At 63.4% G+C, this 24,716-nt stretch carries 22 protein-coding genes; 8 read left to right on the top strand and 14 right to left on the bottom strand.

The window, feature by feature from the left end; genetic code table 11:
- Positions 1 to 124: 124 nt before the first annotated feature.
- From IAE36_RS14045 to IAE36_RS14005, 9 genes are all read right to left on the bottom strand, one after another.
- Positions 125 to 1,093 carry a peptide ABC transporter ATP-binding protein gene (locus IAE36_RS14045; RefSeq protein ID WP_028631564.1) on the bottom strand — a complete coding sequence of 323 codons (969 nt, stop codon included), beginning with the start codon at positions 1,091 to 1,093 and terminating at the stop codon, positions 125 to 127.
- Positions 1,093 to 2,061 (bottom strand): ABC transporter ATP-binding protein, encoded by a 969-nt coding sequence (locus tag IAE36_RS14040; protein ID WP_201212992.1) that lies wholly within the window; start codon positions 2,059 to 2,061, stop codon positions 1,093 to 1,095. Before IAE36_RS14040 ends, IAE36_RS14045 begins: the two co-directional genes overlap by 1 nt.
- Positions 2,062 to 2,072: 11 nt before the next feature.
- Positions 2,073 to 2,999, bottom strand: coding sequence for an ABC transporter permease subunit (locus tag IAE36_RS14035; protein ID WP_028631562.1), 927 nt, complete (start codon positions 2,997 to 2,999; stop codon positions 2,073 to 2,075).
- Positions 3,000 to 3,009: 10 nt separating this feature from the next.
- Complete coding sequence (locus tag IAE36_RS14030; protein WP_028631561.1) at positions 3,010 to 4,020, bottom strand: ABC transporter permease subunit; 1,011 nt, start codon at positions 4,018 to 4,020, stop codon at positions 3,010 to 3,012.
- Positions 4,021 to 4,109: 89 nt separating this feature from the next.
- A complete protein-coding gene (locus IAE36_RS14025; RefSeq protein WP_201212990.1) occupies positions 4,110 to 5,720 on the bottom strand; it encodes an ABC transporter substrate-binding protein in 1,611 nt (536 codons plus the stop codon).
- Between the two features lie 77 nt (positions 5,721 to 5,797).
- Positions 5,798 to 7,177 (bottom strand): OprD family porin, encoded by a 1,380-nt coding sequence (locus tag IAE36_RS14020; RefSeq protein ID WP_201212989.1) that lies wholly within the window; start codon positions 7,175 to 7,177, stop codon positions 5,798 to 5,800.
- 174 nt (positions 7,178 to 7,351) lie between these two features.
- Positions 7,352 to 8,944 carry an ABC transporter substrate-binding protein gene (locus tag IAE36_RS14015; RefSeq protein WP_201212988.1) on the bottom strand — a complete coding sequence of 531 codons (1,593 nt, stop codon included), beginning with the start codon at positions 8,942 to 8,944 and terminating at the stop codon, positions 7,352 to 7,354.
- 144 nt (positions 8,945 to 9,088) lie between these two features.
- Entirely contained in the window at positions 9,089 to 10,714 is a 1,626-nt protein-coding gene (locus IAE36_RS14010) for an ABC transporter substrate-binding protein (RefSeq protein ID WP_060482234.1), read from the bottom strand.
- Positions 10,715 to 11,044: 330 nt separating this feature from the next.
- Positions 11,045 to 11,761: an SIMPL domain-containing protein gene (locus IAE36_RS14005; RefSeq protein WP_201212987.1), complete on the bottom strand. Its 717-nt coding sequence runs from the start codon at positions 11,759 to 11,761 to the stop codon at positions 11,045 to 11,047.
- A 202-nt stretch (positions 11,762 to 11,963) separates the two neighbouring features.
- Here IAE36_RS14005 and IAE36_RS14000 point away from each other — a divergent pair, with 202 nt between their 5' ends.
- The 4 genes from IAE36_RS14000 to IAE36_RS13985 all read left to right on the top strand — a co-directional run bounded on the left by IAE36_RS14000 (position 11,964) and on the right by IAE36_RS13985 (position 16,226).
- The gene (locus IAE36_RS14000) at positions 11,964 to 13,223 is read left to right on the top strand and encodes an ATP-binding protein (protein ID WP_028631556.1); all 1,260 of its coding nucleotides are present in this window, start codon (positions 11,964 to 11,966) and stop codon (positions 13,221 to 13,223) included.
- Positions 13,220 to 13,780: a response regulator transcription factor gene (locus IAE36_RS13995; protein WP_028631555.1), complete on the top strand. Its 561-nt coding sequence runs from the start codon at positions 13,220 to 13,222 to the stop codon at positions 13,778 to 13,780. Before IAE36_RS14000 ends, IAE36_RS13995 begins: the two co-directional genes overlap by 4 nt.
- Positions 13,781 to 13,870: 90 nt before the next feature.
- A complete protein-coding gene (locus IAE36_RS13990; RefSeq protein WP_028631554.1) occupies positions 13,871 to 14,812 on the top strand; it encodes an AEC family transporter in 942 nt (313 codons plus the stop codon).
- Between the two features lie 55 nt (positions 14,813 to 14,867).
- On the top strand, positions 14,868 to 16,226 hold the full coding sequence (locus tag IAE36_RS13985) for an amino acid permease (RefSeq protein ID WP_201212986.1): 1,359 nt from the start codon (positions 14,868 to 14,870) through the stop codon (positions 16,224 to 16,226).
- Positions 16,227 to 16,277: 51 nt separating this feature from the next.
- Here IAE36_RS13985 and IAE36_RS13980 read toward each other — a convergent pair whose 3' ends face one another.
- From IAE36_RS13980 to gatC, 5 genes are all read right to left on the bottom strand, one after another.
- A complete protein-coding gene (locus tag IAE36_RS13980) occupies positions 16,278 to 17,321 on the bottom strand; it encodes a calcium/sodium antiporter (RefSeq protein ID WP_028631552.1) in 1,044 nt (347 codons plus the stop codon).
- Between the two features lie 60 nt (positions 17,322 to 17,381).
- A complete protein-coding gene (locus tag IAE36_RS13975; RefSeq protein WP_201212985.1) occupies positions 17,382 to 17,756 on the bottom strand; it encodes a septal ring lytic transglycosylase RlpA family protein in 375 nt (124 codons plus the stop codon).
- A 128-nt stretch (positions 17,757 to 17,884) separates the two neighbouring features.
- Positions 17,885 to 19,330, bottom strand: a complete 1,446-nt coding sequence (gatB, locus tag IAE36_RS13970) for an Asp-tRNA(Asn)/Glu-tRNA(Gln) amidotransferase subunit GatB (protein WP_028631550.1) — start codon at positions 19,328 to 19,330, stop codon at positions 17,885 to 17,887.
- An 11-nt stretch (positions 19,331 to 19,341) separates the two neighbouring features.
- Entirely contained in the window at positions 19,342 to 20,793 is a 1,452-nt protein-coding gene (gatA, locus tag IAE36_RS13965; RefSeq protein ID WP_201212984.1) for an Asp-tRNA(Asn)/Glu-tRNA(Gln) amidotransferase subunit GatA, read from the bottom strand.
- A 15-nt stretch (positions 20,794 to 20,808) separates the two neighbouring features.
- Positions 20,809 to 21,096, bottom strand: coding sequence for an Asp-tRNA(Asn)/Glu-tRNA(Gln) amidotransferase subunit GatC (gene gatC, locus IAE36_RS13960; protein WP_028631548.1), 288 nt, complete (start codon positions 21,094 to 21,096; stop codon positions 20,809 to 20,811).
- Between the two features lie 205 nt (positions 21,097 to 21,301).
- On the opposite strand from gatC, the gene mreB reads away from it, so the two are divergent.
- From mreB to IAE36_RS13940, 4 genes are all read left to right on the top strand, one after another.
- A complete protein-coding gene (mreB, locus tag IAE36_RS13955; protein WP_003255163.1) occupies positions 21,302 to 22,339 on the top strand; it encodes a rod shape-determining protein MreB in 1,038 nt (345 codons plus the stop codon).
- Between the two features lie 224 nt (positions 22,340 to 22,563).
- Positions 22,564 to 23,553: a rod shape-determining protein MreC gene (gene mreC, locus IAE36_RS13950; protein ID WP_442967458.1), complete on the top strand. Its 990-nt coding sequence runs from the start codon at positions 22,564 to 22,566 to the stop codon at positions 23,551 to 23,553.
- Complete coding sequence (gene mreD / locus IAE36_RS13945; protein ID WP_028631546.1) at positions 23,553 to 24,041, top strand: rod shape-determining protein MreD; 489 nt, start codon at positions 23,553 to 23,555, stop codon at positions 24,039 to 24,041. Before mreC ends, mreD begins: the two co-directional genes overlap by 1 nt.
- A 32-nt stretch (positions 24,042 to 24,073) precedes the next feature.
- Positions 24,074 to 24,673 (top strand): Maf family protein, encoded by a 600-nt coding sequence (locus tag IAE36_RS13940; RefSeq protein ID WP_201212982.1) that lies wholly within the window; start codon positions 24,074 to 24,076, stop codon positions 24,671 to 24,673.
- Positions 24,674 to 24,716 lie beyond the last annotated feature (43 nt).

Raw genomic sequence — 24,716 nt, 5'->3', positions numbered from 1 at the left:
GCTCTCCGGAAAATCGGGATGGGAGGTGTAAACCTTATTCAGGACGGGACAACTGAATACAAAAGGGCCGCTGCAAGCGGCCCTTTTGTTTTTGCCTGGCCGCCTGAACCGGCGGCCTGATTCGTTACAGGAACTGCTCGGCGTAGTGGCACGCCACCTGCCGCGTGCCTACCTGCCGGAACCCTGGCAGTTCCTTGCTGCACCGGTCTGTGGCATAGGGGCAGCGCTTGTGGAACGCGCAGCCATCAGGCGGGTTCAACGGGTTGGGCAGTTCACCGGCAATGCGGATGCGCGGCTTGAGCGGGTCCGGGTGGATAGCCGGTGTGGCTGACAACAGTGCCTGGGTGTAAGGGTGCAACGGCTTTTCGTAGATGTCGGCCTTGGGCCCCATTTCTGCCGGCCGGCCCAGGTACATCACCAGCACCTGGTCCGCCACGTGCCGCACCACCGCCAGGTTGTGCGAGATGAACACATAGCCGGTACCGAACTGCTGCTGCAGGTCCATGAACAGGTTCAGCACCTGGGCCTGGATCGACACGTCCAGTGCCGAGGTCGGCTCGTCCGCCACCAGCACCTTGGGTTGCAGCATCATTGCCCGGGCCAGGGCGATGCGCTGGCGCTGGCCACCGGAGAACATGTGTGGATAGCGCTGGTAGTGCTCCGGGCGCAGGCCCACCTGTTCCATCATCTTCTGCACTTTTTCACGGCGCTCGGCTTTGCTCAGCGACGTGTTGATCAGCAGCGGCTCGGCCAATTGGTCACCAATCTTCTGGCGCGGGTTCAGCGATGCGTAGGGGCTCTGGAACACCATCTGCACATCGCGCCGCAGCTGCTTGCGCTCGGCCTTGCTGGCGCCGTTGACCTCGGTGCCGGCAATCTGCAGGGAGCCGGAGGTGGGTTGCTCGATCAGGGTCAGCGCACGGGCCAAGGTCGACTTGCCACAGCCGGACTCGCCCACCACTGCCAGGGTCTGGCCGGCTTCCAGCTCGAACGACACACCGTTCAGTGCACGCACCAAGGCATGGCCCTTGAACAGCCCGCGAGACACTTCGTAATGCCGGGTCAGGTCCCGGGCGGATAGAACGACGGCCATCACGCCACCTCCTGGTTCAGCGGGTAGAAGCAACGGGCCTGGCTGTGGGCCTTGGCCTCCAGGGCCGGGCGTTGTTGCCGGCAGTTGTCCTGTACATAGGGGCAGCGGGGCGACAGCAGGCAGCCCTGGGGCCGGTCATAGCGGCCAGGCACGATGCCGGGCAGCGTGGCCAGCCGCTCGGCGCCGGCGCTGTGCTCGGGGATCGCTGCCAGCAGCGCCTCGGTGTAGGGGTGGGCCGGGATGTCGAACAGCTCCGGCACCTGGCCCACCTCCACGGCTTGGCCTGCGTACATCACGCACACGCGCCGGGCCGTTTCGGCCACCACCGCCAGGTCGTGGGTAATCAGGATCAGCGCCATGTTGCGCTCCTGCTGCAGGTTCACCAGCAGCTCCATGATCTGTGCCTGGATGGTCACGTCCAGGGCCGTGGTGGGTTCGTCGGCAATCAGCAGTTTCGGCTCGCCGGCAATGGCCATGGCGATTGCCACCCGCTGGCTCATGCCGCCCGACAGCTGGTGAGGGTAGGCATCCAGGCGGCTTTCTGCGGCCGGGATCTCGACCTTGTTCAGCAACTCGAGGGCACGCTGGCGCGCCGCCTTGCCCTTCAGGCCCAGGTGCTGGCGCAGCACTTCTTCTATCTGATAGCCCACGGTATAGCTGGGGTTGAGGGCGGTCATCGGGTCCTGGAAGACCATGGCGATGTCCTTGCCCACCACCTTGCGCCGCTGGCGGCCGCTGAGGGTGAGCATGTTGGTGCCGTCAAAGGTCAGGGCATCGGCGGTAATGCGCCCGGGGGCGTCGATCAGCCCCATCAGGGCCATCATGGTCACCGACTTGCCAGAGCCGGACTCGCCGACGATGGCCAGGATTTCCCCGGCCTGCACGCTCAGGTCCAGGCCGTCGACCACGGGCACCGCATCGGCATCGCCAAAGCGCACGTTGAGGTTGTTGATTTGCAACAGTGACATGGGCGTGCTCCTCAGGCGGCGTTCTTGAGTTTCGGGTCCAGCGCATCGCGCAGGCCGTCGCCCATCAGGTTGATTGCCAGCACGCTGAGCAGAATGGTCAGGCCGGGCAGGCTCACCACCCACCAGGCGCGCTCGATGTAGTCGCGGGCAGAAGCGAGCATGGTGCCCCACTCAGGCGTGGGTGGCTGGACACCCAGCCCAAGGAAGCCAAGGGCTGCCGCGTCGAGAATGGCTGAAGAAAAACTCAGCGTGGCCTGCACGATCAGCGGGGCCATGCAGTTGGGCAGTACGGTGACGAACATCAGCCGCCCCAGCCCGGCACCGGCCAGGCGAGCAGCGGTGACGTAGTCCCGGTTCAGTTCGCCCATGACGGCGGCGCGGGTCAGGCGTACGTACGAAGGCAGCGACACAATGGCGATGGCAATCACGGTGTTGATCAGCCCAGGGCCGAGGATGGCGACGATGGCCACCGCCAGCAGCAGCGAGGGCAAGGCCAGCATCACGTCCATCAGGCGCATGATCGACGGGCCGAGCAGCTGCGGGAAGAACCCGGCCAGCAGGCCCAGCAGGATGCCCGGGATCAGCGACATCACCACCGACGACAGGCCGATCAGCAGCGACAGCCGCGCACCCTGGATCAGCCGCGAAAGCAGGTCGCGGCCCAGTTCGTCGGTGCCCAGGATGAACTGCCAGGTGCCGCCTTCAAGCCATACCGGCGGCGTCAGCAGAAAGTCGCGGTACTGCTCGCTGGGGTCATGGGGCGCGACCCAGGGTGCGAACAGTGCGCAGAACACCACCACGCACATGAATGCCAGGCCCATCACTGCGCCTTTGTTACGGGCGAAGGCCTGCCAGAACTCCTTGTAGGGCGAGGGGTAGAGCAGGCTGTGGTCTACCGGGCTTGCCGGCGACACGGGTTTTGCAATCGGGTTGTTCATGGCGTGGCCCTCAGCGCTGATGACGGATGCGTGGGTTGGCCAGGCCGTAGAGGATATCCACCACGAAGTTGACCAGAATCACCAGGCAGGCGATCAACAGGATGCCGTTCTGGACCACGGGGTAGTCACGGGCACCGATGGCTTCGATCAGCCATTTGCCGATGCCCGGCCAGGAAAAGATGGTTTCGGTCAGCACCGCACCGGCCAGCAAGGTGCCCACCTGCAGGCCGAACACCGTGAGCACCGGGATCAGCGCGTTGCGCAAACCGTGCACGAACACCACGCGGGCCGGTGACAGGCCCTTGGCGCGGGCGGTGCGCACGTAGTCTTCGCGCAGCACTTCCAGCATCGAGGAGCGGGTCATGCGCGCGATTACCGCCAAGGGGATGGTGCCCAGCACGATGGCCGGCAGAATCAGGTGCATCACGGCATCCTTGAACGAGCCTTCTTCGTCGCTGAGCAAGGTGTCGATGAGCATGAAGCCGGTTTTGGGCTCGATGTCGTACAGCAGGTCGATACGCCCGGAAACCGGCGTCCAGCCCAGGCTCACCGAGAAGAACATGATCAGGATCAGGCCCCACCAGAAGATCGGCATGGAGTACCCCGCCAGGGACAGGCCCATCACCCCGTGGTCGAACAGCGAGCCGCGCTTGAGTGCGGCGATCACGCCTGCCAGCAGGCCGACGATGCCGGCGAACAGCAGGGCGGCCATGGCCAGTTCCAGGGTGGCCGGGAACAGGGTCATGAACTCGCGCCACACGCTCTCGCGGGTACGCAGCGATTCACCCAGGTCGCCCTGGGCCAGCTTGCCCACGTAGTCCAGGTACTGGGCCGGCAGCGGCTTGTTCAGGCCCAGGCGCTCCATGGCCTGGGCGTGCATTTCCGGGTCGACCCTGCGCTCGCCCATCATCACTTCCACCGGGTCGCCGGGGATCAGGCGTATCAGCGCGAAGGTCAGCAGCGTGATACCAAAAAACGTCGGTATCAGCAGGCCAAGGCGCCGGGCAATAAAACTCAACATCGTCGGGGTACCTCATCAGGCCGTGGGGCTGGCCGCCCTCACGGCAATGCCGCCGGTCCCCGTCTGGGTTGCCGGCGGTCGTTGTTGTTCTACTTCACCTTGGTGGTAGCGAAGTTGTTGGTGGTCAGGGGGCTGATCACATAGCCCTCCACGTTGTCACGCATGGCGGTGAATACCTTGGGGTGGGCCATGCTGATCCAGGGTTGGTCGTCATCGTACACCTTCAATGCCTCGCTATAGAGCGTTGCACGCTCGTCGTTGTCGATCACCTCGCGGGCGCGGGTAATCAGTTGCTGGAATTTCGAGTTGCACCAGCGGGCATAGTTCTCGCCGTTCTTGGCCGCCTCGCAACTGAGCAACGGGGTAAGGAAGTTGTCCGGGTCGCCGTTGTCGCCGGCCCAGCCGCTGGACACCAGGTCTGCCTCGCCTTTTTTGGCCCTGCGCAGCATTTCTGCCCATTCCATGACGCGGATGTCGAGCTTCAGGCCGATCTGCGCCAGGTCAGCCTGCAGCATTTCCGCAGACAAGCGCGGGTTGGGGTTGGTGGGGCCGCCGCCGTTGCGGGTGAACAGCGTGATCACGGTACCCTCCGGCACGCCGGCCTGGCGCAGCAGGGCGCGTGCCTGGTCGAGGTCGCGGGGCAGGTTACGGTTGGTGGTGTTGTAGCCCATCATGGTCGGCGGGTAGGGGTTCACCGCCACCAGCGCATTGCCCTTGCCGAACAGCTGGTCCACGTGGGTCTGGCGGTCGAAGGCCATGTTGATGGCCTTGCGCACGCGCACGTCGCTCAGGTACGGGTGCTGGGTGTTCATGGCGATGTAGCCGGTGACCAGCGCTTCGGTCTGCGCCACCTTCAGGTTGGGGTCCTTGATGATTGACGGCACGTCATCCGGTTTGGGGTAGAGCGCCACCTGGCATTCGTTGGCACGCAGTTTTTGCAGGCGCACGTTGCTGTCGGTGGCAATGGCGAAGATCAGCGCGTCGGCAGGCGGCTTCCCGCGGAAGTAGTCAGGGTTGGGCTTGAAGCGTACCTGGGCGTCTTTGTTGTAGCGCTGGAAGATGAACGGGCCGGTACCGATGGGCTTGCTGTTGAGCTCGGCGGTTTTGCCGGCCTTGAGCAGTTGGTCGCCGTACTCGGCGGAATAGATGGAGGTGAAGGCCATGGCCATGTCCCGCAAGAACGGCGCTTCCGGGCGGGTGAGGGTGATGACCACGGTATGGTCGTCGGTCTTGTCCACCGATTTGAGCAATTGCTTGAAGGCCATGCTTTCGAAGTACGGGAAGCCGATGCTGGTCTTGTCGTGCCACGGATGGGCTGGGTCGAGCTGGCGACGCAGGCTCCACAGCACGTCATCGGCATTGAAGTCGCGGGAGGGGGTGAAGTAGCCGGTGGTGTGGAATTTCACCCCCTGGCGCAGGTGGAAGGTGTAGGTCAGGCCGTCGGCAGACACCTCCCAGCGCTCGGCCAGCGATGGCTGGATGTCGGTGGTGCCAGGCTTGAACTCGACCAGGCGGTTGAACAGTGTTTCGGAGGCTGCATCGAAGGTGACGGCGGTGGTGTACTGCACCACATCGAAGCCTTCCGGGCTGGCTTCGGAGCATACCACCAGTGGTTTGGCCGCCAGCTGCGCGGCGGCGCCCATCATCATTGCGGCTACTGCCAGGCGCAGTGCCAGTGATCTGTTGACTACCTTGTGCATGGGTTGATGTCTCCCTGCGTTACTGATTCCAGCGTAGCTGCCCCGGCCCGCCAGGAAGCCGGCCGGGGCGGTTGCGGTCAGAGGATGTTGAACGGAATGGTGGTGACCACCCGGAACTCGTCCAGGCTGCCGTCGCCCTGGGCCTTGCTGGCCCGGTGCGTGGTGTAGGTGGCGCGGATACTGGTGTCTTTCAGTGGCCCGCTCTGCACCGCATAACTGGTGCCGATACCCCACTCGTAATGGGTTTCGCCATCCAGGCCCCTCACGTCGTAGGCGGTGCCTCGGTAGTGGGTGCCGTCAATGCCCCAGCCGCGCGCGTTGTACAGGTTGAACTTGAGGCCTGGCACGCCGTAGGGCGCCATGTTCAGCACATACGAGAGCTGCAGCGACTTCTCGTTGGGGCCGTTGAAGTCCGACAGCAGCGAGTTGGCCAGGTAGATGCCATTGGTTTCATGCAGGTAGTCGAAGTACTCGTTGCCGTTGACCTGCTGCCAGGAGGCCGTCAGGGTGTGCGCCTGGTGCGTCAGGCCCAGCGACAGGCTGTAGGTATCGTTGTCGATCTGCCCCATCTTGCGGCTGCCGGCGTCCTTGGTCTTGTAGTAGTTCAAGCCGGTGGTCAGGCTTAGCACCCCGCTGTCGCCGAGCACGTGGCTGGCGCCGAAGTAGTACTGGTTCCAGAAGTCGTCCACCTTGGTGGCGTACAGGCTGGTGGTCAGGCTCTTCAAGGGCTGGTAGTTGATGCCGGCGGTACTGGCGCGGTCGGTTTCCACGCCCAGGGCGCCGTACTCGCTGCGAAACTTGCTCAGGCTCTGCTCGGTGCGCGGCGATACCCGGTCGAAGGTGCCGACGTCCAACGTCAGGTTCTCGAACTCGGCGCTGTGCAGAAAGGCACCCTGAAAGCTCGACGGCAGGGCCCGGTTGCCGATGAAGGCGATCATCGGGGTGTCTACGGACTGGCGGCCCAGGGTAAGGGTGGTGTTGGACACCCGCGCCTTGACGTTGCCCAGGCCGAGCTTGCTCCACTGCCCCAACGGGTCGCCATCGCTGTGGGTGAGGGTACGGTTGTTGGGCCCGGCGATGGCCTGGCGGCTTTGCTGCAGGGCGATTGCATTGTAGCCAGCGGCTTCCACGGCGAAGCCCACGGTGCCTTGGGTAAACCCGGAGCTGTAATTGAGGATGCTGCCCTGCACCCAGTTCTCGCGGCTGTGTGTCGGGTGGCGGGTGCCGTCGCCTTTGTAGTACTTCCACAGCGGCGCGCGGGCGGCACGCTCACGGGCGTACCAGTTGCGCGTGCTGCCGGACAGGCTCTGGCCTTCCAGAAAGCCGCTGGCCTGGCTCTGCGCGTTGCCTGAGGCAAGTGTGAGCGGTTGGTAGGCCTGGCTTTGCGGCTCGGCCTGGGCCACGGTGGTTGCGGCACCAATCGCTAGAGCGAGTGCGCTTGAAGTGAACAGTCTCACGTTGGAAGCTCCTTTTCATTTCTAGTTATTGCCGGCCTCGTGGGCCGGGTGGTTGCTGCGGTGTTGCCTGGGGCGCCATGGGATCGCCATGGCTGAAACAGGGCTTTACGCCTGCTGCGCAGGCCCGCCTTGCAGGTCCCTCCCCCCCTGCAGGGCGGCGCGGTCGACGGCGCGTCAGTCGACGCTCACGCCAGAAAAGTTGTTGCGGCCGAATGGGCTCACCTTGAACCCGCTCACCTGTGTGCTCAGGGGCTGGTTGACGGTTGAATGAGCGACTGGGGTGATGGGCACTTGTTGCTTGAGCCGCTGTTGGGCCTGCTGGTACAGCGTGGTGCGCTGGGCCGGGTCGGTAACCTGCTTGGCACGCTTGACCAGGCTGTCGTACTGCGGGTCGCACCACAGCGAGTAGTTGTTGCTGCCAATGGCATCGCAGCTGTAGAGCGTGCCCAGCCAGTTGTCCGGGTCGCCGTTGTCGCCGGTCCAGCCGATCAGGGCCACGTCGTGCTCACCGCTCTTGAGGCGTTTGATGTACTCGCCCCACTCGTAACTGACGATGCGCACCTTGAAACCCAGCTTGCTCCAGTCCGCCTGCAGCATCTCGGCCATCAACTTGGCGTTGGGGTTATAGGGGCGCTGCACGGGCATGGCCCACAGGGTGATTTCGGTACCGGGTGCCACCTTGGCCTGCTCCAGCAGTTGCCTGGCTTTTCCCGGGTCGTAGGGGGCGTCCTTGATGCTTTCATCATAAGACCACTGGGTAGGCGGCATGGCATTGACCGCCCGCTGCCCGGCCTCCTGGTACACCGCCTGCAGGATGGCCTGCTTGTTCACCGCCATGTCCATGGCCTGGCGTACCTCCAGGCGGTCAAAGGGTGGATGCTGGGTGTTGTAGGCGATGTAGCCCAGGTTGAAGCCTGCCTGCTGCATGACCTGCAGCTTGCTGTCCTGGCGCAGCGCTGGCAGGTCGGCCGGGCGTGGGTGCAGGGTCACCTGGCATTCGTTGCGGCGCAGCTTCTGGATCCGCACCGACGGGTCGACGTTGATCGAGAACACCAGGTTGTCGAGCTTCACGTTTTCCGGCGCCCAGTAGTTCTGGTTGCCCTTGTAGCGAATCTGCGAGTCCTTCTGGTAACGCTGGAACACGAACGGGCCGGTACCGATAGGGTGCTGGTTGATGTCGCTGGGGCGGCCGCTTGCCAGCAATTGGTCGGCGTACTCGGCAGACAGAATGGAGGCAAAACTCATGGCCAGGTTCTGGATGAACGCCGCATCGACCGTGTTCAGGGTGAACACCACGGTCATCGGGTCGGTCTTTTCGAGGCGGGCGATGTTCTTGTCCAGGCCCATGCTGACGAAGTAAGGGAACTCGGTGGGGTAGGCCTTGCGGAACGAGTGAGCCTTGTCGTGCATGCGGTTGAAGGTGAACAACACGTCGTCGGCGTTGAAGTCGCGGCTGGGGGTGAACCCCTTGTTGCTGTGAAACTTCACCCCTTCGCGCAGGTGGAAGGTGTAGCGCAGGCCATCATCGGAAACCTCCCAGCGGGTGGCCAGCGCCGGCTGCACTGCGGTGGCGCCGCGTTCGAACTCCACCAGGCGGTTGTAGAGGGGCTCGGCGGCATCGTTGTCGGTAGCCGTGGTGTATTGGGCGGTATCGAAACCGGCAGGGCTGCCCTCGGAGCAGAACACCAGGTTGCGGGCCTGCAGCGCTGGGGAAAGGCCCAGCACGCCCAAGGCGAGCAGGGTGGTGAAGCAGGTAGCGTTACGCATGGCAAATCCTTGTGCGTCAGGGTTGCACCGCCGTGTGGCAGGAATGGCGGCAACAGTTCGTCGACCCCGCAGCCAGAGGCGGCCGGGCAACACGTTGACTAGCGGAAAACCCGGGCACCCGATGCTGGCGGGTGCCCGGTCAGGCTATTGGTCCACGCTGACGCCGTAGAACGCGTTCAGCGAGAAGGGGCTGATCTTGAAGCCCTTCACCTTGGCGCTCATGGGTTGGTAGACGGTGGAGTGGGCGATCGGGGTGATCGGCACCTGCTCCTTGAGGATGTGCTGGGCCTGTTTGTACAGCTCGGTACGTTTGGCCTGGTCGGGGGTGGCCTTGGCCTGTTTGATCAGGTCGTCGTAAGGCTTGTAGCACCACTTCGAGAAGTTGTTGCCGTCGACCGCATCGCAGCCGTACAGGGTGCCCAGCCAGTTGTCCGGGTCGCCGTTGTCGCCGCTCCAGCCAATCAGCATGGCGCCCTGTTCGCCGCCTTTGGAGCGCTTGATGTATTCGCCCCACTCGTAGCTGACGATCTTGGCCTTGATGCCGATCTTGGCCCAGTCTGACTGGAGCATCTCGGCCATCAGCTTGGCGTTGGGGTTGTAGGGGCGCTGCACGGGCATGGCCCACAGGGTGATTTCGGTGCCGTCCTTGATGCCTGCCTCTTTCAGCAGTTGCTTGGCTTTTTCCGGGTCGAAGGGGGCGTCCTTGATAGTGGTGTCATACGACCACTGGGTTGGCGGCATGGCGTTGACCGCCAGCTGGCCGGCGCCCTGGTACACCGACTCGATGATTTTCTGCTTGTCCACAGCCATGTCCAGCGCCTGACGCACCTTCAGCTGGGCCAGCGGGTTGGGCTCGTTGCTGCCCTTTACCTTGTCCATCACGTTGTAGGCGATGTAGCCGAGGTTGAAACCGGCCTGGTGGGGCATCTGCAGGTTCTTGTCGGCCTTCAGCGGCTCGATGTCGGCGGGGCGGGGGAACAAGGTGACCTGGCATTCGTTCTTCTTCAGCTTCTGCATGCGCACCGAAGCGTCAGTGGTGATGGCAAAGATCAGGTTGTCGATCTTCACGTCATCAGGTTGCCAATAGTCCTTGTTGCCCTTGAAGCGGATCTGCGCGTCCTTCTGGTACTTGCTGAACACGAACGGGCCGGTGCCGATGGGCTTCTGGTTGATGTCGGCCGGCTTGCCCTGCTTGAGCAACTGGTCGGCGTACTCGGCTGACTGAATGGAAGCAAAGCTCATGGCCAGGTTCTGGATGAACGCGGCGTCGACGTCGTTGAGGGTGAACTTGACCGTGTGTTCGTCCAGTTTCTCCACCTTGGCGATGTTCTTGTCCATGCCCATGTCGGTGAAATAGGGGAACTCGGTGGGGTACGCCTTGCGGAACGGCTGGTCCTTGTCGAGCATGCGGTTGAACGTGAACAGCACGTCGTCGGCGTTGAAGGGCCGGCTGGGCTTGAAGTAGTCAGTGGTATGGAACTTCACGCCTTCGCGCAGGTGGAAGGTATAGGCCTTGCCGTCGTCGGACACCTCCCAGCGGGTGGCAAGGCCCGGCACCACTGCAGTGCCACCGCGCTCGAACTGGGTCAGGCGGTTGAACATGGTCTCGGCGGAAGCGTCGAAGTCGGTCCCGGTGGTGTATTGCCCCGGGTCGAACCCGGCCGGGCTGCCCTCCGAACAGAACACCAGGTTGGACGCGGCCAGTGCTGACGGTGCGCCGGTGAGCATGCCTGCGCCTAGCAGGAACGGAATGACTGCATGTTTGAGCATGATGGCCTCATTGTTGTCATTGTTCGGATGAGGTGGCCTCGTGAGCCGACCTGCGGATACTCATGCACGGCTGATTGCCAATGCAACAGGCACAAGGATAGATGGCACCAGAAAGGTAGTACGGTAGTACATGGATGTCGCATTCATGTAACTTTAGGCGAAGTTAAACGTTTGCGAGGGCAAAATGATGGCGGTTTTCGGATTATTTCTGCGCAGGGGATGATGTAGGACACATCCTAAATATGTGTAGGACAGGACTGATATGTACGCCCAGACACGCAAAAGCCCGATCGCATTCACGACCGGGCCCCTGTTTACAGCGCGCTGCCGTCAGGGCATTTGCACCTCGATCAGGCCATCGGCGTTCATGCTGACTTCGCTGGTGCCGGCCTCGACGTCTGGCGCGGGTGCTGCTTCGTCAGCCGCCATGGCTTTCATCGCCATCGGTGCGCTGCGCAGGTACGGGCGTGGATAGCCGCTGCTGTTGAGGTTCAGGTTGACCACTTTGTAACCGGTACCGCCCAGGGCTTCGGTGGCCAGTTGCGCACGTGCCTTGAAGGCATCCACCGCATCCTTGAGCAGGGCATCCTCGCTGGCTTTGCGGGTAGCCGGGGCGATGGAGAAGTCCATGCCGCCCATTTTCAGGTCCTGCAGCAGGTCGGCGGTCAATTGGGACAGGGCAGGGAAGTCGGCGCTTTCCAGGCGCAGTTCGGCGCGCTCGCGCCAGCCGGTGATCTTCTGGCCCTTGGTGTCGTAGACGGGGTAGCTGTTACGGCTGCCCTGGCTGATCTTGACGTCCTTGACCTGGCGCGACTGCTGCACGGCCTTGTTCATGGTTTCGGTGATCTGCTTGGCAAGCTTGCCTGGGTCGGTGTTCTGCGCTTCGCTGTACAGGGTCACGACCATCAGGTCGCGCGCCACTTCCTTGCTGACTTCGGCGCGCAGCGAGACCTGGTTGAAGCGCGGCTCATCGGCGGCCAGGGCCGGCAGGCTGGCGAGCAGACCACAGGACAGCAGAAGGGCGGCGCCGCGACGTTGAATGTGCATAAGGTGCTCCTTGGCAGAGAAAGGCGTGGGGTGTGGCCATCCATTCCACGCATGGCCAGTCAGACCGGAAAACAGTGTAGTGGGTTCAGCGGTGCCATCGGCAACCTGTGACAAAGTGTGGCGCTTTGCCGCATTGCTGCAGCGAGGCGCCCGGCTTCGGTATACTCCAGCCGATTTTCTGGAGCACTCATCAGGAGAGCTCATGCTCGCCGCCGTACAACCGCTGTCCGCTACCCGCCAGAACCTCTGGCGCCTGACTGTCATCCGGGTTCTGGTCCTGGCCGCCCAGGCGGGTTCCGTGGGCGTGGCCTACTGGACCGAACTGCTGCCGCTGCCCTGGCTGTCGTTGGCGGGCACCTTGGCCTTGTCCTCGTTGCTGTGCGCGTTCACGGCCCTGCGCCTGCGCCTGTCGCTCCCGGTCACCGAACTGGAATACGCCCTGCAACTGGCCTGCGACCTGCTGATCCACAGTGCGCTGCTGTATTACTCGGGCGGTTCCACCAACCCGTTCGTGTCGTATTACCTGGTGCCCCTGGCGATCGCGGCGGTGACGCTGCCCTGGCTGTACTCGCTGATACTGTCCGGCATCGCGCTGACTGCCTACAGCCTGCTGCTGGTGCAGTTCTACCCGCTGGAAGGCCTGCCCCTGGCGCGGGACAAGATGCAGGTGTACGGCATGTGGCTGAGCATTGCCCTGGCCGCTGCGGTGATCACCTTCTTTGCCGCACGCATGGCCGAAGAGCTGCGGCGCCAGGAGCAACTGCGTTCCGAGCGGCGCGAAGAAAGCCTGCGCGATGAGCAATTGCTGGCGGTGGCCACCCAGGCTGCCGGCGCCGCCCACGAGTTGGGCACGCCGCTGGCGACCATGAGCGTGCTGCTGAACGAAATGCGCCAGGACCACCACGACCCGCTGCTGCAGGAAGACCTGCAGATCCTTCAGGACCAGGTAAAGCTGTGCAAGCAGACCCTGCAGCACCTGGTGCGCGCTGCTGAAGCCAATCGGCGCCTGGCGCTGGTTGAGCAGGACGTGACCGCCTGGCTGGACGAGGCGCTGAACCGCTGGCACCTGATGCGCCCCGAAGCCAGCTACCGCTTCCAGCGCCTGCGCGATGGCCAGGTGCCGCGCCTGACCCCACCGCCAGACCTGACCCAGGCGTTGCTGAACCTGCTGAACAATGCTGCCGATGCCTGCCCCGATGACCTGGAAGTGCGCCTGGACTGGGACGCCCAGGACATCGTCATCAGCATCCGCGACCATGGCCCGGGTGTGCCACCGGCCATTGCCGAAGCCATTGGCAAACCTTTCATCACCACCAAGGGCAAGGGTTTTGGCCTGGGCCTGTTCCTGAGCAAGGCCAGCGTGACCCGTGCGGGTGGTTCGGTGAAACTCTATAGTCATGATCAAGGTGGCACCCTGACCGAATTGCGCCTGCCCCACGGCACGCGAGGAGAAGAAAGATGAGCGAAGAAAACCAGGTCGAAAGCGAAGAGCTGCCCCACCTGTTGCTGGTGGATGACGACGCCACCTTCACCCGGGTGATGGCCCGGGCCATGAGCCGTCGTGGCTTCCGGGTGAGCACCGCAAGCTCTGCCGAAGAGGGCCTGGTGCTGGCCCAGCAGGACCTGCCGGACTACGCCACCCTGGACCTGAAAATGGAAGGCGACTCGGGGCTGGTGTTGCTGCCAAAGCTGCTGGCCCTGGACCCGGAGATGCGCGTGGTGATCCTGACCGGATATTCCAGCATCGCCACAGCGGTGGAAGCCGTGAAGCGCGGTGCCTGCAATTACCTGTGCAAGCCGGCCGATGCTGACGATGTACTGGCGGCGCTGCTGTCGGAGCACACCGACCTGGACACCCTGGTGCCGGAAAACCCCATGTCGGTCGACCGTTTGCAGTGGGAGCACATCCAGCGCGTGCTCAATGAGCACGAGGGCAATATCTCGGCCACCGCACGCGCCCTGGGCATGCACCGCCGTACCCTGCAACGCAAGCTGCAGAAGCGCCCCGTCCGCCGCTGAGTCGCTGCCCCTAGTTGGCGCGCGCCATGCACGCGCCGACCGGTGTATCATTAGCCGCCTAACGGTAACCCCCACCCGGATGGTGCGCGCATGCTTGCCCTTCTCGTCCAGACGCTGAACATTACGGCGCCTGTCTTTGCCATGCTGTTCATGGGCGTGCTGCTGCGGCGCATCAACCTTATCGACGACAACTTCAACCGCGTTGCCTCACAGCTGGTGTTCAACGTCTGCATGCCCGCGTTGCTGTTCCTGGGCATCTATCACGCCGACCTGGCCGCCGCGGTAAAACCGGGCGTGATGCTCTACTTCGTGATTGCCACCCTGGTCGGGTTCGCTATCGCCTGGGGCATGGCAGTGTGGCGCAGCCCGGTGGCAGACCGTGGTATCTACACCCAGGGTGCGTTTCGCGGCAATAACGGCGTCATCGGCCTGGCACTGGCAGCAAGCCTGTATGGGGACTACGGCATTTCTCTGGGGGCGGTGCTCGCCGGGCTGGTCATCCTCATGTACAACTCGCTGTCGGCGGTGGTGCTGGCGGTCTACAGCCCAGACCTCAAGTCCGATCCCTGGAGCATCTGCAAGAGTATCTTCAGCAACCCGCTGATCATCAGCGTGCTGGTGGCCACCCCCATGGCCTACGGCCAGGTACCGCTGCCCAACTGGTTGCTCACCTCGGGTGACTACCTGGCCCAGATGACCCTGCCGTTGGCGCTTATCTGCATTGGCGGCACCCTGTCGCTAACGGCGCTGCGCGACAGCGGCCGGCTGGCCATGGATGCCAGCCTGGTGAAGATGGTCTGGCTGCCGCTGGCCGGCACCCTGGGTGCGTGGCTTTGCGGTTTTCGTGGCGCCGAGTTGGGCATCCTGTTCCTGTACATCGGCAGCCCCACTGCTGCGGCCAGCTACGTGATGGCCAGGGCGGCCAATGGCAACCATGAACTGGCAGCCTCTATCATCGTCATTACTACGCTAATGGCGGCAATTACCACCAATATTGGTATTTTCATCTTGCAGTGGGGCGGATGGATCTAGATCCTTGGCCGACAACCAAAGCAATAACACTGCCCCACCAGCGAAAGGACACTTCATGCAAGACCAGAACAGGCCCGAGCAGTTACAGCGCGGGCTGAAGAACCGCCATATCCAGCTGATCGCACTGGGCGGTGCCATTGGCACCGGGTTGTTCCTGGGTATCGCCCAGACCATCCAGCTAGCCGGCCCCTCTGTGCTGCTAGGCTATGCCATCGCCGGCCTGATGGCCTTCCTGATCATGCGTCAGCTGGGTGAAATGGTGGTGGAGGAGCCGGTAGCCGGCAGTTTCAGCCATTTTGCCCACCGCTACTGGAGCGAGTTCGCAGGGTTCGTTTCAGGCTGGAACTACTGGGTGGTCTACGTGCTGGTGGGCATGGCAGAGCTGACTGCTGTGGGCATTTACGTGCAGTACTGGTGGCCAGCCTTCCCCACCTGGGCGACGGCGGCGATCTTCTTCGTGGTGATCAACCTGATCAACCTCACCCAGGTGAAGGTGTATGGCGAAATGGAGTTCTGGTTCGCCCTGATCAAGGTCGTGGCCATCCTCAGCATGATCGGCTTTGGCGCCTGGCTGTTGGCCAGCGGCACGGGCGGCCCGGATGCCAGTGTCGCCAACCTATGGCAGTACGGCGGGTTCTTCCCCAATGGCGTCACCGGGCTGGTCATGGCCCTGGCTGTGATCATGTTCTCGTTCGGTGGCCTGGAGCTGGTGGGCATCACCGCTGCAGAAGCCGACAACCCACGCCAGAGCATCCCCAAGGCCACCAACCAGGTGGTGTACCGCATTCTGATCTTCTACATCGGTGCGCTGGCCGTGCTGCTGTCGCTGTACCCGTGGCAGAAGGTGGTGCAGGGCGGTAGCCCCTTCGTGATGATCTTCCACAATGCCAACAGCGATGTGGTGGCCACCATCCTCAACGTCGTGGTGCTCACGGCAGCCCTGTCGGTCTACAACAGCTGCGTGTATGCCAACAGCCGCATGCTGTTCGGCCTGGCCAGCCAGGGTGATGCGCCGCGCCAGTTGCTCAAGGTCAGCCGCAGTGGCGTACCGCTTACAGCCCTGGGTGTGTCGGCACTGGCTACGGGCCTGTGTGTGGTGATCAACTACCTGATGCCGGGTGAAGCCTTTGGTTTGCTGATGGCCCTGGCGGTGTCGGCGCTGGTGATCAACTGGGCGAGCATCAGCATTACCCACCTGAAGTTCCGCAAGGCCAAGCTCGCAGCAGGGGTGACGCCGTTCTACAAGAGCCTGTGGCACCCGCTGAGCAATTACCTGTGCCTGGCGTTCATCGTGTTGATCTTGGTGGTGATGTACCTGACCCCGCCGATTCGCATCTCGGTGATGCTGATCCCGGCCTGGATTGCTGCGTTGTGGGTGGCGTTCAGGCTGAAAAAGGCTCGCCAGGCTAGCTAGGCAGGCCTGGCCTCATCGCGGGCAAGCCCGCGAAAAGCGCGTCGCCTGCCGCTAATGCTGGCGGCGCCAGGCTCGCACGGTGGTGTACAGCAGCACCAGCGCTAGCACTGGCAGCACGTAGAGCAGCATCAGGCGTTCCAGGCGGCCAGCCAGTGGCATGCCCATGGTGAATGCTGCAACGTGTAGCCCATACGCCAGGTACAGGCATAGAAACACAAGCCCTTCGGCGCGGGTGATGCGGTAGCCCGAATAGAACACGGGCAGGCTCAGCACCGCCACGCCAAGCATCACAGGCAGGTCGAAATCCAGTGCGTTGGGCGATATCGACAGTGGCTCGGGGGTGACCAGGGCCGTGAGCCCCAGCACGCCGAGCAGGTTGAACAGGTTGCTGCCGATTACCGTGCCCACGGCAATTTCGCGCTCGCCGCGCAGGGCGGCGATCAGCGCCGCCGCCAGTTCGGGCAAAGAGGTGCAGATAGCCACCACGGTCAGGCCGATCACTCGTTCCGACAGCCCAAGGTCGGTGGCCACTTCCACCACGGCGTCCAGCAACAGGTGGCCGGCAAGGGTCAACAGGCCCAGGCCGATCAGCACCTGCAGGGCCGTGCCCGCCCAGAAACGGCCGGCGCTGGAGGTGGCCGTGCGTGGGGCCGGGTACGTGCGGGCGTAATGGCGGGACTGGTGCCACAGCATCGCCAGGTAACCCACTAGCCCAAGCAGCAGCAATGCCCCTTCCAGCCTCCCCAGGTAGCCGTTGGCGGCCAAGCCGTAGACCAGCAGGCTTGCCACGATCATCAAAGGGATATCCAGGCGTACCAGCTGGCGCGATACCCGCAGCGGAATAATCAGCGCGGCCATGCCGAGGATGGCCAGTACGTTGAAGATGTTGCTGCCGATCACGCTGCCTACAGCAACGTCCGGCGCGCCCTGGTAGGCGGCCTGCAGGCTGACGGTGAGCTGGGGTGCCGTGCTGCCGAAGGCCACCAGGCTCAGGCCGATGATCAGCGGGCGAACATGCAGCCTTTGCGCCAGGCGCAGCGACGCACGCACCAGCAATTCGGCGCCGCCGACCAGCAGCAGCAGGGCGATGCCCAACTGCAGAAGGCTGAAGGTGGGAAGGGTGGCCAGGTCGAAGATGATAGGGCTCCAGTCGCGTCAGTCACTAAGCCCTTGTACCCGCACGCGCGCTGTTCCGCTACGCAGCATGCCGATTTTTTCTGCGGCGGCGCGTGACAGGTCGATCAGGCGGTTGCGGGCATGTGGGCCGCGGTCGTTGATGCGCACCACCACGCTGCGCTGGTTGGCCAGGTTGGTCACCAGTACGCGGCTGCCGAATGGCAGGGTGCGGTGGGCGGCGGTGAGGGTGTGCTGGTTGAAGGGCTCGCCGCTGGCTGTGCGTTTGCCGTGGTGGCGTGAGCCGTAATACGAGGCGGTGCCGGTCTTGTCATAACCGCGTGGGTCGATGTCATGGCTGGCGCAGCCTGCCAGAAGGGCGAAGAGGGCGAAGGTGCCCAGGGATCGTTTCAGCAAGTCGGGCGCTCCAGTGTGGCCACATCGCGGGTAAACCGCGCCCACAGCGTATTGAATGGGGCCGCTGTGAGCGCGGGTCAGGCCGCGAACGAGGGCCAGGCCCTCGCAGGTCTACATGGGTAAAACAGTCAGCCTTCGAGCTTGGCCTTGAGCAGTTGGTTCACCTGCCCGGGGTTGGCCTTGCCTTTGGAGGCTTTCATCGCCTGGCCGACGAAGAAGCCGAACATCTTGCCGCGCTTGGCCTCATCGGCTGCCCGGTACTGTTCGACCTGTTCGGCGTTGGCCGCCAGCACTTCGTCAAGCATCTGCTCGATGGCACCGCTGTCGGTCACCTGTTTCAGGCCGCGGCTTTCGATGATGCTGTCGGCATCCCCTTCGCCGGCAGCCATGGCTTCGAATACCGTCTTGGCGATCTTGCCGCTGATGGTGTTGTCGCGGATGCGCAGCAGCATGCCACCCAGGTGCGCAGCGCTGACCGGGGCCTGGTCGATTTCAATACCCAGCTTGTTCAGCAGGCTGCCCAGCTCGACCATGACCCAGTTGGCCGCAAGCTTCGCATCGCCACCGATCTTGACCACTTCCTCGAAGTAGTCGGCTTGCTCACGGCTGGAGGCCAGCACGTTGGCGTCATAGGCCGACAGGCCGTACTGGCTCTGGAAACGCTCGACTTTCTGCGGCGGCAGTTCCGGCAGGCCGGCACGCACGGTTGCCAGGAAGCTGTCTTCGATCACTACTGGCAGCAGGTCTGGGTCGGGGAAGTAACGGTAGTCGTTGGCTTCCTCCTTGCTGCGCATGGAACGGGTTTCGTCTTTGTTCGGGTCGTACAGTCGGGTTTCCTGCACCACCTTGCCGCCGTCTTCGATCAGGTCGATCTGGCGCTGGATCTCGCTGTTGATTGCGCGCTCGATGAAGCGGAACGAGTTGACGTTCTTGATCTCGCAGCGGGTGCCGAACTCGGTCTGGCCCTTGGGGCGGATCGACACGTTGCAGTCGCAGCGCAGCGAGCCTTCGGCCATGTTGCCGTCGCAGATGCCCAAGTAGCGTACCAGGGCGTGGATGGCCTTGACGTACGCCACGGCCTCCTTGGCGCTGCGCATGTCTGGCTCGGAAACGATCTCCAGCAAGGGTGTGCCGGCGCGGTTCAAGTCGATGCCGGTGGAGCCGCTGAAGTCTTCGTGCAGGCTCTTGCCGGCGTCTTCCTCCAGGTGCGCACGGGTGACCCCAATGCGCTTGAGGGTGCCGTCTTCAAGGGCGATGTCCAGGTGACCCTTGCCGACGATCGGCAGGTCCATCTGGCTGATCTGGTAGCCCTTGGGCAGGTCGGGGTAAAAGTAGTTCTTGCGGGCAAACACGTTGCGCTTGCCGATTTCGGCATCGATGGCCAGGCCGAACATGCACGCCATGCGCACGGCTTCCTGGTTGAGTACCGGCAGTACGCCGGGCATGCCCAGGTCGACCAGGCTGGCCTGGGTGTTCGGTTCCGAGCCAAACGTCGTGGCGCTGCCGGAAAAGATCTTCGACTGGGTGGCGAGCTGAGTGTGGATTTCCAGCCCGATCACAACTTCCCATTGCATGTGTGAATTCCTCAGAAGCCGTTAGGGGCGCGGGTGTGCCAGTCGGTCACCTGCTGGTAGCGGTGCGCGACATTGAGCAGGCGGCCTTCCTGGAAGTACGGTGCCAGCAGCTGTACGCCGACCGGCAAGCCATCGACGAAGCCGGCCGGCATCGACAGGCCAGGCAGCCCGGCGAGGTTGGCGGTGATGGTGTAGACGTCCTCAAGGTAGGCGGCGACCGGGTCGCTGCTTTTGGCGCCCAGCTTCCAGGCCGGGTTCGGCGTGGTTGGGCCGAGGATCAGGTCGACATCGTTGAAGGCGGCCATGAAGTCGTTCTTGATCAGGCGGCGGATCTGCTGCGCCTTGACGTAGTAGGCATCGTAGTAGCCGGCCGACAGGGCGTAGGTGCCGACCATGATGCGGCGCTGCACTTCGGCGCCGAACCCTTCGCCACGGGAACGCTTGTACAGGTCGGTGAGGTCTTTCGGGGCGTCGCAGCGGTGGCCGAAGCGCACGCCGTCGAAACGCGACAGGTTCGAAGACGCTTCGGCCGGCGCGATCACGTAGTAAGCCGGGATGGCATGCTGCATGTTCGGCAGGCTGATTTCCTTCACCACCGCGCCAAGCTGTTCCAGTTCCTTGACGCTGGCCTGGACCAGGTCGGCGATACGCGGGTCGAGGCCCGCGCCGAAGTACTCCTTGGGCAGGCCGATGCGCAGGCCCTGCAGGGGCGCATTGAGGTTGGCGCTGTAGTCCGGCACCGGTTCATCGATGCTGGTGGAGTCTTTGGCATCGAACCCGGCCATGCCTTGCAGCAGCAGGGCGCAGTCTTCGGCGGTACGGGCCAGCGGGCCGCCCTGGTCGAGGCTGGAGGCGTAGGCGATCATGCCCCAGCGCGAAACACGACCGTAGGTCGGTTTGAGGCCGGTGAGGTTGGTCAGCGCGGCAGGCTGGCGGATCGAGCCGCCGGTGTCGGTACCGGTGGTCACCGGCAGCAGGCGGGCCGCTACGGCAGCGGCTGAACCGCCAGAAGAGCCGCCTGGCACGTGGTCGAGGTTCCAGGGGTTTTTCACCGCGCCATAGTGGCTGGATTCGTTGGCCGAACCCATGGCGAACTCGTCCATGTTGGTTTTGCCCAGGGTGACCATGCCGGCTTCGGCCAGCTTGGCTACCACGGTGGCGTCGTACGGCGCCTTGAAATTGTCGAGCATCTTCGACGCACAGCTGGTGCGCACGCCCAGGGTGCAGAACAGGTCCTTGTGGGCGATGGGCGCACCCAGCAGCGCGCTGGTGTCACCGGCGGCGCGACGGGCGTCGGCGGCACGTGCCTGGCTGATGGCCAGGTCGTCGGTGACGCTGATGAAGCTGTTGAGTTGCGGGTCGATCTGCTTGATGCGGGCCAGCAGGGCGCCGGTCAGCTCTTCGGAAGAAAACGACTTGTCGGCGAGCCCGCGGGCGATCTCGGCCAGGGTCAATTGATGCATGGCAGGCGCTATCCCTTACTCGATGACTTTGGGAACCAGGTACAGACCGCTTTCGGTCTTCGGTGCGATGGCCTGGTAAGCCTCGCGCTGGTTGTGCTCGGTGACCTGGTCGGGACGCAGCCGCTGGCTGGCCTCCAGGGGGTGAGCCAGGGGCTCGATGCCAGTGGTATCGACCGCTTGCATCTGGTCGACCAGCCCGAGGATGCTGTTCAGGGCGTCGGTAATGCGTGGCAGTTCGCCATCATTCAGCCCCAGTCGGGCCAGATGGGCGATCTTTTCCACGTCGCAGCGTTCAAGCGCCATGGTGATCTCCAAGGGAAACAAAGAACGGAATTAGTGTCCGCGGTGAGGAACATGTCAGCTTTTTGGCGGTCCAACGGCCGCGATCATCGGCTGGCATGCTCGGAAAAACAGCCAATTTAACATATTGGCTCCTTGCCCAAAATCCCTGCCATTGTTAGAGTTTGCCGCACTTTTTTACCCACGCTTTCCCCAGGGTCACTTTCCCATGTTCAAGAAACTGCGTGGCATGTTTTCCAGCGATCTGTCCATCGACCTGGGTACTGCCAACACCCTTATTTACGTGCGTGAGCGCGGTATCGTCCTGAATGAGCCCTCGGTTGTTGCCATCCGTACCCATGGCAATCAGAAAAGCGTCGTCGCCGTCGGTACCGAAGCCAAGCGCATGCTGGGCCGTACGCCTGGCAACATTGCTGCCATTCGTCCGATGAAGGACGGCGTTATCGCCGACTTCAGCGTTTGCGAAAAAATGTTGCAATATTTTATCAACAAGGTTCACGAGAACAGCTTTCTGCAGCCCAGCCCCCGTGTGCTGATCTGTGTACCGTGCAAGTCCACCCAGGTTGAACGCCGCGCCATCCGCGAGTCGGCCCTGGGTGCAGGTGCCCGCGAAGTGTTCCTGATCGAAGAGCCCATGGCCGCTGCCATCGGTGCTGGCCTGCCGGTTGAAGAAGCCCGCGGTTCGATGGTGGTGGATATCGGTGGTGGCACCACCGAAATCGCGCTCATCTCCCTGAACGGCGTGGTCTATGCAGAATCTGTCCGCGTGGGCGGCGACCGTTTCGATGAAGCCATCGTCACTTACGTACGCCGCAACTACGGCAGCCTGATCGGTGAATCCACCGCCGAGCGCATCAAGCAGGAAATCGGCACTGCCTACCCAGGTGGCGAAGTGCGTGAAGTCGATGTGCGCGGCCGCAACCTGGCCGAAGGCGTACCACGCGCGTTCACCCTCAATTCCAACGAGGTGCTCGAAGCCCTTCAGGAATCGCTGGCCACCATCGTTCAAGCGGTCAAGAGCGCCCTGGAGCAGTCTCCGCCAGAGCTGGCCTCGGACATTGCCGAGCGTGGCCTGGTGCTGACCGGTGGTGGTGCGCTGTTGCGTGATCTGGACAAGCTGCTGGCCCAGGAAACCGGCCTGCCGGTGATCGTTGCCGAAGACCCGCTGACCTGTGTGGCCCGTGGCGGCGGTCGCGCCCTGGAAATGATGGACAAGCACGCGATGGACCTGCTCTCCAGCGAGTGATCCCCCTCGCTGTTCACGAGCCCCGGTTTACAGGTAGTGCGCACAGTGCTACCTGTATGTGCTGGGCTGGCGCCCGCCCGGGCGCCTTATCCGTCAACCCGCAACCAGGCTGGTGCGTTGTCCCATGTCCAATGACCTCCTGAGTCGTCCACGAGGAACGGCCCATTAAACCGCTTTTCTCCAAGGGCCCTTCGCTGGGCGTGCGCCTGCTTGTTCTGGTAGTGATGTCGGTCGCGTTGATGGTTGTCGACGCGCGTTTCGACCTGCTTAAACCTGTGCGCAGCCAGATGGGCCTGGTGCTCATGGAATCCTACTGGATCACCGACCTGCCGCAGCGTGCCTGGCAAGGGGTGGCGGGGCAGTTCGGCAGCCGCAACGAGCTGATTGCCGAAAACGAGAAACTCAAGACCGAAGCCCTGCTGCTGCAGGGGCGCCTGCAGAAGCTGGCAGCCCTCACCGAGCAGAACGTGCGCCTGCGCGAGTTGCTCAACTCATCGGCACTGGTTAATGAAAAGGTCGAGGTGGCCGAACTGATCGGTGTCGACCCCAACCCGTTCACCCACCGTATCCTGATCAACAAGGGTGAGCGTGACGGTGTTTTCCTGGGCCAGCCGGTGCTCGATGCGCGTGGCCTGATGGGCCAGGTGGTCGAGTTGATGCCCTACACCTCACGGGTGCTGCTGCTCACTGACACCACCCACAGCATTCCGGTCCAGGTCAACCGTAACGGCCTGCGCGCCATTGCCAGCGGTACCGACAACCCCGAACGGCTGGAGTTGCGTCATGTGGCCGATACGGCAGACATCAAGGAAGGGGACTTGCTGGTCAGCTCCGGCATGGGCCAGCGTTTCCCGGCAGGCTACCCCGTTGCCACGGTCAACGAAGTGATCCACGACTCCGGCCAGCCGTTTGCCATCGTGCGCGCCATCCCCACTGCCGCGCTGAACCGCAGCCGCTACATGTTGCTGGTGTTCAGTGATCGCCGCACCCCTGAAGAGCGCGCCACCGATGCCGCCATCGCCCAGGAAGAGGCCGACCGCAAGGGGGCGCCGGCAGCCGGGCAGGGCACAGCCGCACCCGAGCAGGCTGCGCCGGCAGCGACCACGCCCGCCACACCGGCTGGCACCACGCCAGCCAAGCCCGCCACACCCGCAGCGCAACCTGCCACACCGGCAGCGGCCCCGGCGGCAACCGCTCAACCCAGGAGGCCGTGATGGCAGCGTCGCGCCGCAACAACGGCTGGTTCATCTGGCTGACCTTCGCCATCGGCCTGCTGCTCAGCGTGTCGCCCATGCCTCAGTTCATGGAAGTGTTCCGCCCCATGTGGCTGGCCTTGCTGGTGTCGTTCTGGACCCTCGCCGTGCCGCACAAAGTCGGTATGACCACGGCATTCGTGCTCGGCCTGGCCGAAGATGTGCTCTACGGCACCCTGCTTGGGCAAAACGCGCTTATTCTCACCCTGATCACCTTCCTCGTGCTGTCACTGCAACAGCGCTTGCGCATGTTCCCCATGTGGCAGCAGAGCCTGGTGATCCTGGTGGTGTTCGGTATCGCCCAGCTGGTTCAGCTGTGGCTGAGCGCGCTCACCGGTAACCGCCTGCCGACCCTGGCATTGGTCTGGTCGGCTGTGATCAGTGCACTGCTCTGGCCATGGATAAGCTTTGCCTTGCGCGACGTACGCCGACGCCTGCACATCAATTGACGGCCACGGTGCCACTGACAGGGAGATGTCCGATGACCCCGCTTTACCTGGCTTCTGGCTCACCCCGTCGGCGCGAACTGTTGGCTCAGATCGGCGTCGACTTTTCCGTTGTCAGTGCCTCTGTCGACGAAACCCCGCTGCCGGATGAAGGCGTCTCCGAGTACGCCCTGCGCCTTGCCCGTGCGAAGGCTGCTGCCGGCTTTGCCGGGCTCAACGGCCCCGGTGTGGTGCTGGGTGCCGATACCGTGGTGTCGATTGGCGGCCAGATCCTTGGCAAGCCCCGTGACCGCGAACACGCGCTGGCCATGCTCGCGCAGCTGTCAGATGACCATCATCAGGTGATCACCGCCGTGGCCGTGACCGACGGCGCTCGCTGCCTGGACGTGTGCGTGGGTACCCATGTCTATTTCCGTGCCATCAGCCCAGAAGAAGCGCAGCGCTACTGGGCCACCGGTGAGCCCCATGACAAAGCCGGCGGCTACGCCATCCAGGGCCTGGGCGCAGTTTTTGTCAGGGAACTGATGGGCAGTTACTCGACCGTGGTCGGCCTGCCCCTGTTCGAAACTGCGCGCCTGTTGGATGCGTTTTCCATCGCGTGCTGGCAGCAACACGGCGTATCAGCGCCGCGCTAGCCAGCCACCCCACTGCGATCCATCATTACCGAACATCCTTGAC

The organism is Pseudomonas sp. S36, assembly GCF_016647875.1.
GTDB classification, from domain to species: Bacteria; Pseudomonadota; Gammaproteobacteria; order Pseudomonadales; family Pseudomonadaceae; genus Aquipseudomonas; species Aquipseudomonas parafulva.
Note: the sequence above shows the minus strand (reverse complement) of the source record. Positions and strands in the feature narration are given on the sequence as shown.

Excerpts from the sequence above, each read along its gene's own strand:
- IAE36_RS14045 (WP_028631564.1), bottom strand. The coding sequence starts at position 1,093 with ATGGCCGTCGTTCTATCCGCCCGGGACCTGACCCGGCATTACGAAGTG.
- IAE36_RS14040 (WP_201212992.1), bottom strand. The coding sequence starts at position 2,061 with ATGTCACTGTTGCAAATCAACAACCTCAACGTGCGCTTTGGCGATGCC.
- IAE36_RS14035 (WP_028631562.1), bottom strand. The coding sequence starts at position 2,999 with ATGAACAACCCGATTGCAAAACCCGTGTCGCCGGCAAGCCCGGTAGAC.
- IAE36_RS14030 (WP_028631561.1), bottom strand. The coding sequence starts at position 4,020 with ATGTTGAGTTTTATTGCCCGGCGCCTTGGCCTGCTGATACCGACGTTT.
- IAE36_RS14025 (WP_201212990.1), bottom strand. The coding sequence starts at position 5,720 with ATGCACAAGGTAGTCAACAGATCACTGGCACTGCGCCTGGCAGTAGCC.
- IAE36_RS14015 (WP_201212988.1), bottom strand. The coding sequence starts at position 8,944 with ATGCGTAACGCTACCTGCTTCACCACCCTGCTCGCCTTGGGCGTGCTG.
- IAE36_RS14010 (WP_060482234.1), bottom strand. The coding sequence starts at position 10,714 with ATGCTCAAACATGCAGTCATTCCGTTCCTGCTAGGCGCAGGCATGCTC.
- IAE36_RS14005 (WP_201212987.1), bottom strand. The coding sequence starts at position 11,761 with ATGCACATTCAACGTCGCGGCGCCGCCCTTCTGCTGTCCTGTGGTCTG.
- IAE36_RS14000 (WP_028631556.1), top strand. The coding sequence starts at position 11,964 with ATGCTCGCCGCCGTACAACCGCTGTCCGCTACCCGCCAGAACCTCTGG.
- IAE36_RS13995 (WP_028631555.1), top strand. The coding sequence starts at position 13,220 with ATGAGCGAAGAAAACCAGGTCGAAAGCGAAGAGCTGCCCCACCTGTTG.
- IAE36_RS13990 (WP_028631554.1), top strand. The coding sequence starts at position 13,871 with ATGCTTGCCCTTCTCGTCCAGACGCTGAACATTACGGCGCCTGTCTTT.
- IAE36_RS13985 (WP_201212986.1), top strand. The coding sequence starts at position 14,868 with ATGCAAGACCAGAACAGGCCCGAGCAGTTACAGCGCGGGCTGAAGAAC.
- gatB (WP_028631550.1), bottom strand. The coding sequence starts at position 19,330 with ATGCAATGGGAAGTTGTGATCGGGCTGGAAATCCACACTCAGCTCGCC.
- gatA (WP_201212984.1), bottom strand. The coding sequence starts at position 20,793 with ATGCATCAATTGACCCTGGCCGAGATCGCCCGCGGGCTCGCCGACAAG.
- gatC (WP_028631548.1), bottom strand. The coding sequence starts at position 21,096 with ATGGCGCTTGAACGCTGCGACGTGGAAAAGATCGCCCATCTGGCCCGA.
- mreB (WP_003255163.1), top strand. The coding sequence starts at position 21,302 with ATGTTCAAGAAACTGCGTGGCATGTTTTCCAGCGATCTGTCCATCGAC.
- mreC (WP_442967458.1), top strand. The coding sequence starts at position 22,564 with ATGTCGGTCGCGTTGATGGTTGTCGACGCGCGTTTCGACCTGCTTAAA.
- mreD (WP_028631546.1), top strand. The coding sequence starts at position 23,553 with ATGGCAGCGTCGCGCCGCAACAACGGCTGGTTCATCTGGCTGACCTTC.
- IAE36_RS13940 (WP_201212982.1), top strand. The coding sequence starts at position 24,074 with ATGACCCCGCTTTACCTGGCTTCTGGCTCACCCCGTCGGCGCGAACTG.